The 11,751-nt window shown below is 32.2% G+C and carries 8 protein-coding genes and 3 pseudogenes; 5 read left to right on the top strand and 6 right to left on the bottom strand.

The window, feature by feature from the left end; all coding sequences use genetic code 11:
• The 3 genes and pseudogenes from GFJ36_RS29305 to asnB form a co-directional block, all read right to left on the bottom strand.
• Positions 1-531 (bottom strand): annotated as a pseudogene (locus tag GFJ36_RS29305) (GAF domain-containing sensor histidine kinase); the annotation flags it as partial.
• 456 nt (positions 532-987) lie between these two features.
• Positions 988-1,542 carry a streptothricin N-acetyltransferase SatA gene (gene satA / locus GFJ36_RS12250; protein WP_097892090.1) on the bottom strand — a complete coding sequence of 185 codons (555 nt, stop codon included), beginning with the start codon at positions 1,540-1,542 and terminating at the stop codon, positions 988-990.
• Between the two features lie 216 nt (positions 1,543-1,758).
• Complete coding sequence (asnB, locus tag GFJ36_RS12245; protein WP_097892063.1) at positions 1,759-3,585, bottom strand: asparagine synthase (glutamine-hydrolyzing); 1,827 nt, start codon at positions 3,583-3,585, stop codon at positions 1,759-1,761.
• 402 nt (positions 3,586-3,987) lie between these two features.
• Between asnB and GFJ36_RS12240 the strand changes: the two genes are divergently transcribed.
• Positions 3,988-4,557 carry a TetR/AcrR family transcriptional regulator gene (locus tag GFJ36_RS12240; RefSeq protein WP_097892066.1) on the top strand — a complete coding sequence of 190 codons (570 nt, stop codon included), beginning with the start codon at positions 3,988-3,990 and terminating at the stop codon, positions 4,555-4,557.
• Positions 4,558-4,647: 90 nt separating this feature from the next.
• On the opposite strand, the pseudogene GFJ36_RS12235 reads toward GFJ36_RS12240, so the two are convergent.
• From GFJ36_RS12235 to GFJ36_RS12225, 3 genes and pseudogenes are all read right to left on the bottom strand, one after another.
• A pseudogene (locus tag GFJ36_RS12235) lies at positions 4,648-5,089 on the bottom strand (ArpU family phage packaging/lysis transcriptional regulator).
• A gap of 546 nt (positions 5,090-5,635) precedes the next feature.
• The gene (locus GFJ36_RS12230; protein ID WP_097892069.1) at positions 5,636-6,979 is read right to left on the bottom strand and encodes a patatin-like phospholipase family protein; all 1,344 of its coding nucleotides are present in this window, start codon (positions 6,977-6,979) and stop codon (positions 5,636-5,638) included.
• A gap of 174 nt (positions 6,980-7,153) precedes the next feature.
• The gene (locus GFJ36_RS12225; RefSeq protein WP_097892073.1) at positions 7,154-7,600 is read right to left on the bottom strand and encodes a hypothetical protein; all 447 of its coding nucleotides are present in this window, start codon (positions 7,598-7,600) and stop codon (positions 7,154-7,156) included.
• A gap of 236 nt (positions 7,601-7,836) precedes the next feature.
• Between GFJ36_RS12225 and GFJ36_RS12220 the strand changes: the two genes are divergently transcribed.
• From GFJ36_RS12220 to GFJ36_RS12205, 4 genes and pseudogenes are all read left to right on the top strand, one after another.
• On the top strand, positions 7,837-8,292 hold the full coding sequence (locus tag GFJ36_RS12220; RefSeq protein WP_097892076.1) for an exosporium protein D: 456 nt from the start codon (positions 7,837-7,839) through the stop codon (positions 8,290-8,292).
• 773 nt (positions 8,293-9,065) lie between these two features.
• Positions 9,066-9,252, top strand: a pseudogene (locus tag GFJ36_RS12215) (hypothetical protein).
• A gap of 1,457 nt (positions 9,253-10,709) precedes the next feature.
• Positions 10,710-10,967: a hypothetical protein gene (locus GFJ36_RS12210; RefSeq protein WP_097892081.1), complete on the top strand. Its 258-nt coding sequence runs from the start codon at positions 10,710-10,712 to the stop codon at positions 10,965-10,967.
• Positions 10,968-11,255: 288 nt separating this feature from the next.
• On the top strand, positions 11,256-11,468 hold the full coding sequence (locus GFJ36_RS12205) for a hypothetical protein (protein ID WP_097892084.1): 213 nt from the start codon (positions 11,256-11,258) through the stop codon (positions 11,466-11,468).
• The last annotated feature ends 283 nt before the right edge of the window (positions 11,469-11,751 follow it).

Genomic DNA, 11,751 nt, shown 5'->3' with positions numbered 1-11,751 from the left:
AATTGAATATGGCTGCGGAAGAAGTATCATTAACAAATCGTAAAAGCGATTGTTGAAAAAACAAAAAAATACACAAAATAATAATAAAGATATTAAATTTCCATACAGAACCGACATATCTATTTTATTAATTAATAAGGACATACATCTGTTTGAGAGCCATTCGGCCAAGATCAAACTAAGTGCATGCTGAGTACTATTAAATAACATTCTTTGTATCGGTGAACGGCGATGCAGATGAATAATTAGCGTAACGAGTACAATAGCAACAATAGTTATATGGATTCCAAACTGCCAATTCATTGCGTAAATGATCGGAAAGGTAAGCGAGCTAGTTCCTCTCCAAAATCTTACAGGAAAATACTCTGCGATCCCCATAAATAGTAACAACAATATTAGTATTGTTGGATGAGAAGGGATTTTAATTTCAAGTAAAGATATAGTTATAGTAATCAAACCAAGAAAAGAAATAAAATAAAGATAAGAACTAGCAATCTTTTCTCTCATAAAGATAGAATTTACATCCTTCAAAACAACCCCTTCTTTCTTTATAAAAACTTTATTTTCTCTATTATCTAATAAAAAACCGGCACTGGCAAAATGGAAGAACCTCCACTAGCCAATCACCGGCTGTGTACTGCACCTAAAAAGGCAAGACACAATACTAGTATAAATCAGTTCATAAAATTTACCCACTAGCCAAATGGTGTAATTGTACATACTTTTAGACTTATATCTACTAGTACAAAAGATATATACAAAAATAGAATTTTGATTCACTAAATCAATTCTAAAAAAAAATAGAAAGGCAACCGTAAATACCTACCTATTGATTTTATCCAAGTCTAATTAACATATCGTTTGATTATTGGTAGCAAAATCAAAGATGCCCCCTAATCTCAGAAAGAAACCTCCTTTTTCTTTTAGTTATTTGCGTGTCCCGAATGTAACAGCAAGGAATTTATATATCCGCGTTTTGGTGTACTTTCATTTGAAATGCAAATACCAATACATTGCAACTTCATCGCTTTCTTCATGTATCCCTTTATATACTAAAAAATCCAACCCACCTATTACAAACCCACATTTTTCATAGAACCTACATGCTGCTACATTATTATTTTGTGTTTCAAGCATTATACCTGGCATATTGCTTACTTTTGCCCACTGCGTTGCTTGCTCAATTAACCTCCTACCAACTCCAAGTGAACGATATTTTTTATCCACCTTTATATCCTCTATGTAAGCATAGTGATTCCAATTCTTTTTCAATACCATTTCTCCTATAATTTGGTCATGTAAAATTGCTATGTAAATTACTTGATCAGGCTTATTTATATATTCAGTGTAGGCTAATTCATCATTATATTGATCTTGTAAATAACTTTTCTCATAACTTGGAACGTCTTCTACTGTATATTCTATTTGCTTATTTACTTTTGAAAGAGAAAAAATTAACCGAGAGTCTACTATAAAACTATCATCAATCTCCGGTAAATTGTCTAAATCATCTACTTCTAATTCTCTAATTAAAAGGTTCATCGTATTCTCCTTTACGTGGGACCTCCAATTCATATTATTCCCCCTAGTTCTTTCCATGTCCCTTATTCAATTCTAATTTACTAACTGATTAGCGTTATTGCAAATCAAGATAATAAAACCGCATCTCCAAATGTTAGATAACTATCTAATACATTGGAGATGCGGTTCACTTAGGTCATTAATGTTTCAGCTATTCTCTTTATTTAAAAATTACATCTACCATACTAATTTAATATTATATTCCTGAAGCCAACTATTAACTTGAAGTAAATAATCTATTATACCTCGTGCATCATTACCTGAAATTACTTCGTCTTTTCCTTCTGCAATAGCACGAACTCTTTCTACATTAATTAATGGCAAAATAGGTGATTCAGGATTGTTCAACACATGCAACATCCAATCACTAATACCTTGTAGATAAGAGGCATCCTTAGTGCTTGGATATGCACTTTTTTTACGATAACGTACATCCTCTGGAAGTACATTTTCAAAAGCTCTACGTAAAATACCTTTTTCAATATTGTCTATGCTTTTCATTTCGAATGGGACATTCCATAGGTATTCTACAAGCCGGTAATCGCAAAATGGAACTCGTACTTCAAAGCCATTCATCATACTTGTGCGATCTTTTCGTTCTAGCATAAATGGCAAGAAACGTGTAATAAACATGTAAGACATTTGACGTTGCTTCATTTGCAGATTACTTTCACCTTCTAAAAAGGGAACCTCAGCAACTGCATCTTCAAATTTTTGTTTTTGATATTTTTCAGGGCTAATCTTCGCTTTAAAATCCTCTGATAAAATTTCTGTACTATACCATAAATTAACACTCCAAGGGAATATCTCTGCATCTAGAAACTTCTCTTGATGGAACCATGGATACCCTGAGAATACTTCATCTGCGGATTCGCCTGAAAGTGCAACTGTTGCGTCTTTTTTCATTTCCTTAAATAGCAAATAAAGAGACGTTTCTAGTTCTCCAACTCCAGGTAGATCACGCGCTCGCATTGGAGTTAATAAATGCTCTATTAAACTATCTGATCCCAACTCTATAGAGTGATGCTTTGTTCCTACATATTCAGCCACACGTTTCACCCAAGGTTCATCACGATCGAAACGAAGGAAGTCTTGCTCAAAGTCTTTTTCATCATTGATGAAATTCAGGGAATATGTATGAAGGTGTTCCCCTTTATTCCCAAATTCGTTTCCTGCTAAACCTGTTAGACCACTTGAATCTAAACCTCCGGAAAGCATAGATACCACTGGTCTATCAGCAATTAACTGACGTTTAACCGTATCTTGTAAAATGGAGCGGATTGTCTCCACTGTCATATCAATATCATCTATATGGTTTTTACTTTCAAGTTTCCAATACTGTGTCGTATCCGAGCCATTAGAGGTAAACGTCATATAATGACCAGCACGCACTTCGTGTATATCCTTGAAAATCGCATGACCTGGGGTACGTGTTGGTCCAAGACAAAATATCTCAGAAAGTCCTTCTTTATCTACTTCTGCATCTACAAGTGGGTGCGAAAGTAAAACTTTTAACTCTGAACCAAAGAGAATTGCACTCCCTCTTTGAGCGAAAAACAAAGGCTTCACACCTAGATGATCACGACCAAGCATCAATTTCCCAAATCTTTCATCCCAAATACCAAAAGCAAAAATCCCATTTAAGTGTTGAACACAATCTTCTTGCCATTCTAAATAGGCATGTAGTAATACCTCTGTATCAGACTTTGTCTGAAATTCATGACCTTTCTCCTCAAGTTCTTTACGTAATTCTTGATAGTTATAAATTTCTCCATTGAACGTAAGACCAATCGTATCATTTCCATCTTTATACAGCATAGGTTGAAGGCCACCTTCAGGATCAATAACGATGAGACGTCGATGACCTAATGCCGCTCGTTTTGAAAACCAATGCCCCTCTGCATCAGGTCCTCGGTGAATGATAGCATCTGTCATTTTTTTTAACGTTTCTTGTTCATTAGACAAGTCTTTAGACCAGTCTATCCACCCTGCAATTCCACACATAGTGTCTACCTTCTCTCAAATAGTATAGAAACCGACTAAAATCAAATACCAGTCGGTTTTTCATAAAAAAATCCGACTAAAAACATCTTTTAGTCATGTTTATATAATAAAATGAATTGAGTAAAAAATCAAATTATTCAATCGATGAGGAGATCGCCGTCTCCTTTCACTTGAATTCTCATCATCCAATTAATAACCTATGATCTCATACTCTCATTTCTATTCTTAAGATGTAAAATCGTATTCTATTATGGTTATATACTAGATATAGGAATGATGTGTGTTATTCTATAAGAAGCAACTAGAGGACTTTCTATTAGGCGTTAATAAATGACAAATAGACTGATAGAGAATGTAATGACAGAAAACTCCGCTAAATATCTCAAGGATAGGGTGTAGACGATGATAAAATTAGAAAAAGAAAATAAAAAAATGAAAATCATTCAATCTGCCACAATACTGTTCTCTACGCGTGGTGTCCGTAACACAACGGTTGATGAAATTGCAAAGAAAGCTAAAGTTGGTAAAGGAACTATTTATTATTACTATACAGATAAAACTCAAATATTATGTGACTGCTATATGCGTCATATTCAACTTAAACGCTCACAATTATTTGATTTATATAAAGAGGAAAAGGATGTTTTACTTCGAATACAAAAAATCCTTCATTATATCAGCCTAGAATATCATCAAGACCCATTTGTTTCTACACTCTTTCAAGAATATAAAGAATACCATTCACCTGAAATTATAGCTTGTTTTAAAAAATCTGAAGAAGAAGCAATTAAAATGATAAGTAATTTGCTTGAAAAAGGTTATCAGCAAGGGGCTTTTCATAAGGTACCATTACCGCTAACAGCTTTTTTGTTAGTGCGAATAATTTTTAACTATGAACAGGATTATATGAAAGATGATAAAAGTGATAAAGAATTTCTGCAGTTGCTAAAGCATATGCTTCTTAAAAACTAGTTTTAGCCACATACAAAAAAATAATTGTGGTACAAATATATGAATAAGAAAACCGCCTAAAAGGGTGGTCTTTTTTTGGCTTTAAATCAATTACTTCTTAATTTCTAATTTAAGAGCAAAAGCTAAATTAGAAATTGCTCTGAACTTCCAACGATGATAAATACGTTCAGCCATTCCAATTTCGCTATAGACCATATAATCACATACAGATTCTTCTAAATAACGCTTATTAATAATCTCCCTCTGTATCTTACCAGTACAGCCATGATCTAAGAGGCTTAAAAACTAATCAATACAAAATGACATTAACTCCAGCCACTCTTCATGCTCACTTTGTTGCAAATTAGCAATCGCTATATCCTCCAAAGCCTTTTCAACATTATGTATAGGTCCATGTTCTCTCCTTTCATAAGGAGGAGTGACTTTCATTTCCTTACAAATCATTCCTAACTGTTTATATAAGAACACCCTCTAACTTCTCTTGCGTTGATGCTCTATCGATTTTTGGTAAGAAAGATAATTGTTTAATCATGTAAAAGCACTCCTTTTTATTTTAAAATAACTTTTGTCTTAACGCCTCGCGTCTACGTTCATAATAAGGACTATGCATCCTCATTCCCCCCAATTTCACGAGTACTTAATTTCTCTTTTTGTTTTTTCTTCTTTCTTTTCTTGGATTGCTTTTTCACTCACGTAACTGATCTCTTAGTACCTTCATTTTCCCATCTCTCTTTTCAAAATAAAAAGAACACCTATTCCTAAAACAACTTTCATTGCTGCTTTAATGAATTGATGTCCTCTAGTTTTCTAGTCGGACTATATAATATCTCTTTAAAATCCCTCTTCTAAAATTTATTAATTTCTTTTGATTAACTTTATCACTCATGCATGACAACTATGATTTTCTTTTATCAACATAATATTCAGTTTTATCTATTGTTTGATTTAGCTAATTCTCATTTTGGCTATTTTAATTTATTTTTTTAAATTCCCCATTTGATAATTTCAAACTACAAGCGTATGAATATTATTAGTATTTTTAAACAAAATAAAAATTACACAAAACATTTTCATTATTTTAAAATTTATCTACATCATGTAAATTCTCAAAAAATCCTCCCGTAAATCTATGTTTTCCACCTCGGCGTAATATTTTTTCTAGATCATCCATATCTTCCGAAGGAAATACAGGAATAGGCACGGTATTTATATTCTCCATGTACTCAGGTAATAACGACCTTAACGCGATATCCATTCTTATTTCGCCCGCACGCATTAAAGTATTAATCTCACTATCATGAAAGCTGTCTAAATCAGTGCGAAGACCAGCTAACAGACTTTCAACATCCTTAGAACGATTTGGTAATTTATAATCAGGTAAAGGAGTTTTATCATTATAAAAAGGATTATTATTTTTTTCGAATAATGATTGAATAGGTTTACTAAGAATAAGTTGCAATCCTGGGTATATTTTGGAATCTAAGGTTTTTAATAATCTTCTCCTTAAAACTACAATTTGACTATTAGATGTATCTAAAATCCGTTTAGTTAATTCAAAATGTGAAGGTATTTCATCTTCTTTCCAAAATTTTTCAGATGCAGAAGCGTCTAAAACAAGGTAAATTTCATCAATACCTGCGTCTGGATCAGGAATAAATTTCATAGGCTCTTTTCTATGTTTTGTATTTGAAGGGGAGCTACTGTTTTTGTTCTCACCATCTGATATTAATATCGGCTCAGTCCCGATATTATCAAATACTCCTCCATCAGAAAACCAAAGTGTGTCAAATTTCAACAAAGGATTCCCCTGCATTCTATTTTCTGGATCACTAAAATTTCTTCCCTCTAATGATAGTGATATAGGTGCGAATAAAACTGGAAAAGCAGCTGAGGTCCCAACAGCATAAGAAACTGTAATATCATCAAAATCATTTGATTTTCCAATAAGTGTTCCATATATTTCTTGATTGGAAAAATAAAACATCCTCATCGTATCTAAACAAGTTGTATTACAGTACCATTTTATAGGGGAATTTTCTAATTCCTTCATTCTTACCCCTTCACATAAATATTTATCTAACATTGTCGGAAAGGCCTTGCTGCATTTTTCACGAATAGATTTGAAAGATAACGCTTGTTTTGTAAACGAATTCGTGAGTAACTTGGTACGAAGATCTATTTGTCCTAACTTTACCAATGGATTCACTACGCGGTCTTCAAAATCATTTACATTACGGAATGATCCACCTTTATGCAATGCAAGCATAATAGCGGCGGCAGTAATGCTGCCACCTGAAACAGAACTAATACTATTTACACAATGATCTAGCTTGCATTCAACTAAACGTTTATATCCCCCTAATGCATAAAAAGTCGCTCTAAACCCACCTCCAGAAAACGCTAATTTCAATTCCTTCTTCATCTATGATTCCTCCTTAACTCTTCCACCCATAAAGTTCGAGTAAAGTTATGCAAAACGTTTAAATATAAAATACTTATTAGTAATAAAGTAATTCATGGAATGTATCACTTACATGTGATACATTCCATTCGAAAAATTGGAAATTAGTTTTGTTTTTTTCTGATATTCAAATCTCTATCTGTACTCTGTCCCATGATACGTAATAAATCCTACAGGGCGATGAGTAAAGTGTATTACCACATACCCAGGATTCCCTTCGCTTGGAGTCGCAGTAGTTTTATCTAAATACTCACCTTGTAATTCAATTTCTTCTCCCTCTTCTAAATCTGGGATACGATTTCGTATTCCTAAATTATCCCCATAACGAATTGCACAAAATACTATCGTATCGATGGTTAATGATTCTGGTAATCCATGGGCATCAATAAGTTCTACTTGATCAACTATAATATGTTGATGAGTACCCCCTTGAGGGTTTGTATCATCTTCTTCCACTTGTTTTATGATTCCTTTAACATGTACAATAGGACCGTGATGTGATAATGGATGACGATGATGCTCCATCGGATGGTCAGCTAAAGTGTGACCATAATGAGGATGGCGTTTTAAATTTCCAATCATAATTCTACCTTCAAATGTTATTATGGATATTGCTCTTTCCTGAACAATCTTTTGTATGTTATATCAAAATTATTCATTTTTTATTTATATTAGTATAAGTAGAAATTTAAAGAATACCTTTTAAAATAGCGTTTTCATTCAGCTTTATAGAGCGAATTTCATATTTTTGTACAAGCACTTTTCCTTTTTGATAAATAGAATATATTGATACCTCGAAAAAGGAGAGTAAGATAAGGATGGCTGATTACTTTTACAATGATAGTAAAAAATGTTATAAAAAACGGTCGGATTCTGAACAGCAAAAAGCTTCTTGCTCCATTGCAACACATACGATATCTGGTACTGGGATTAATTTAAATGGAAATATACTACTAGATATTTTTGTTCCCCCTAACTCAACAATCACTGCATTTGAAGATTTCACTAACAACCATAATAAAGCATTACTTCAATTTTTTGTTATTGGTGGTCTCCCTCCTGTTACAGTAACCATTGTGAAAAGGAATTCTTCTAGACCAATTACTGTAACTTTGGAGGCGCTTGATACTAGAATATTTCAAGTAGAAGATTTTAAAAGTCTTATTTTCACAAATGCAACTAACGAAAATGGTGGTGTTAGTATATTCGTTGAAAAAACATTCTGTATTTGCTGTAATAGTGAAAGCAACTCTTGCGATAAATATTACAGTTGATTAAGTATGTAGTAATTATCTTATGCTATTTTCTAAAGGGCACTTATACAAAGTGCTCTTTTTCTCTTGTTATGAAATAAAGACTTCACATACATTAAAATCTTAAGTTGATGTACATGTGGCGGACCCCTACTAATATTCTTGCTTTTAAATCATTTTCAGTATATTATATTCATATGGTAATATAGGAATTATGATATACAGAAAGGGATCAAATCTATTTGTAAGATTTAAATCCTTTTCACAGATAAAAAAATTTCACCAAAACGTAATATAACTTGTACTTGTCTTTTTAAGATGTATCTAATAAAAACGCATTTTTTATCAATAAAATTGTGTTTTCAATATAAATGAGTACTTTTAAATAGAAGTTTATTTACTTTCAATGATAGGAATTAGTGTTCTAAAATATAGAGAAATAAGGCACCATACATAGTACCTGACAAACTTGAGAGGTTTTGTATGTATTTTGCTCATCACAGATACAACAAAAGAGCCTTACCTATCAAGGCAAGACTCTACTAGTTTAGTTATATAATTTTTACATAACAACTAAGAAACTAAAAACATATAACACCAAGTAGCAGAACCCTAATATTCCTCCTACAGCTAATACCTGTTTAGCCCAACTTTTAATTTTCAGATTACTGTAAATCACTTGTACTCTTTCCATATTTCCTCCTATTATGGCGAACCCTTAAAGACTCTCACCTCCGTATGGTACCATTAAAGAATGACTAGTAGAGATATAATTTTTGTCTAAACGTATAAATATGCAATATTGCATACAAAAATGTATTGTTATAAATGTAAGCGCTTACTACAATAAGGTTATAAAGATTCAACACATCTTAATACAAAAACAGAGGAGCGAATAATATGGAAATCGCAATGGCAGTTTTAAAATTTATAGGTGGAGCAATACCATTAATTCAAGAACTTCTAAAAGCATTTATGTAATTCCATGGTTTAGCAATTTTTTATAAATATTATCATACAAATGATCTGTATATCAAAGATAAATTGATTTACAGATCATTTGCGTGATTAAGGTCCCTATAACATGATTGAGGGGCTTTTTAAATTTTTAAATACTTACGATTACGTCACATCAAAATCAAGTTAGCAAAACAAAATGAAACATACGCCAACCATTCCTATGATTCTACAAAAAGAATAGCGTATTTTTCATTTTGGAGCATTTTAAAACTTTAACTCGATGATAATGAGGTAAAAGTTGTGATTTAGAGATACGATCAGATTATACAAAGATACCCCACCGATATGTGGAAGATTAAGAATACACTTGCGAAATTGAAATGATTGAATTAAAAAATTTGATATTTTCATTATTGCATAGGTTTCCTTTTAAATGATATACGTCGACTTCACCTAGCTTCATACAACTTGTGACTACTATCACGCCTTGCATGTAGGAGTATCAGATAAGTGGTTTCAGCTCAACCTGACGGCTTTCATTCCTACTTTCGGTCAATCCGTTGTTGCCATCAAAATTGATAACCCTCCCATTTCGTGTTTACACACTTATAGGGAAACGTGTCGCACAAATAGCGTTTTTATTCAAATTAACAATCATATATTTGGACACATTTACCAGTATTATTACCAAAAAATTCATGATATGGTTATTTAGTCGAGTACGTCATTACTTGACAATTACCCTTAGGAACCCCGCAGACAAACGGGGTTTCTTTTATTTAAATAACGATTTCATTAAAATTCCCACTTGCCTCTTTTCTTTAATGACATGCTCCATAACTCCAAGTAAGGCATACAATATAAAAAATTAACTCATAAAAATCTGATTACAACTTTTTAGATTTGTATTTTATGAGACATTCGCCTATCTTACTAAGAGTGTATATAAAAATGCGCTCTTTTTCATTTTTTCTTTTACCAAAATCGTCTTGAACCTTGAATAAATTCCATATACTAAACCGAATAGTCGTTACAGTACATTCACCCCTAGGGCGTCTTTCTCCCAAGGCGCTCTATTCATTTATTGTTGGTTTCAAAAAATACTTCTCACCGTTTAACTGGACAAGCATATGTTATTGTATGGAGACTCTCCGCTCATAGGAATCTATCTTTCTTGTCTAAGAGCACATATATTGTGCTCTTTTCTATGTCTAAATAAGGATTTTGTTTAGATTTCATTAACCTTATTGATTCCTTTGCATACAGTATTATCACAAGGAATTCTACAGGTTTCCCTAGGCCAGTTACCTTGTATTCCTTGCACACCTTAAGGCAAGAATCCGTTTATAACAAACGGGTTCTTTTATTTTTTATACAATAAGAATTTTGTTTGGCTTCAGTTCTTACATAAGGCCGACTAGACACTAACATTTTTATGTAGTACAATTCCTATCAGAAAAATGTTAGGAGATTTATTTATGACTTTTAAAGATAATCGTAAATTAGGAATTCAACAAGGTTGTATATTAATAACAGATCAATCACAATATCTTGTTGTTAAAAGGAATGAAAATTATTCTTTATTAAACATCGAAACTGCGGAATGTATAAACTTTGAAGTTTCACTTGAGCATCTTGAAGAAATGGTTCAAGTAGATTTAAAAGAAAAAATTCAAGATATCATTCCACCAGAGAATATTAAAATCGTAGTAAACACTAATTACATTGAATGCTAGGAAAAATCCTAGTATTTTTTATTTCTCTCATATCAGTCGGTCCTTTCCGTTTCTCCTCACTTTCCCACTTCTTTTTAAGCTTTCCAACATAAGTAAAGCTACGATCATACATAATACTAATTTCCTTTTGATTCATACGATACGGTTCCCCTCCATTCAATCTATTTACTTTTGAATGGATTATTTTTTTGAGTTTTAGTATGCAATAGTGCATATTTCGTACTTTCAATTTTCATACATGCAATAATTTATTTATGAAAATTAAAAGCATTAGTAAGGATGATTTATATGAACAAATTCCGACAGAAGATTATTAAATCGTTACAAACATTTTGGGGAGGCTTAGCATTCGGTATATTAATTTTTGCTATCTTTTTAATTATAGATCTAACAGATACACCTTTAAATACATTAAGCTTGAGAGACTGGATAGGTTCTGCAGTAGGCGCAGCCATTATATCTGTAGGGATATTTACTTTAAGTAAATTGGATTTAAAATAAAATTTCCGTCAATACTGTATATAGACTGTATGTCATAACTCATTTGAAGTAGTTTTCTTTGTATTGAGCAGTTAGCTTTTGCTTGCTGCTCTTTTATTTACGAAAAAAGATGAGTTTCTTTATAATAATTCTTCTTTATTTCTCAATATAAAGAGCCTTGGATTTTCGTTAACAATCTTTTACTATATAAACAAAGAGTAATTAAAAGACTTACTCTTTGCTATCAAACACATGACCGTCTAGTTTAACTTTCTTATTGTTATATTTACTCATTGTTTTTCTC

Source organism: Bacillus sp. EE-W1, from assembly GCF_009760835.1.
In the GTDB taxonomy this organism is placed as follows: Bacteria; Bacillota; Bacilli; order Bacillales; family Bacillaceae_G; genus Bacillus_A; species Bacillus_A wiedmannii.
The sequence above is the reverse complement of the archived record's forward strand: the minus strand, read 5'-3'. Positions and strand labels throughout refer to the sequence as shown.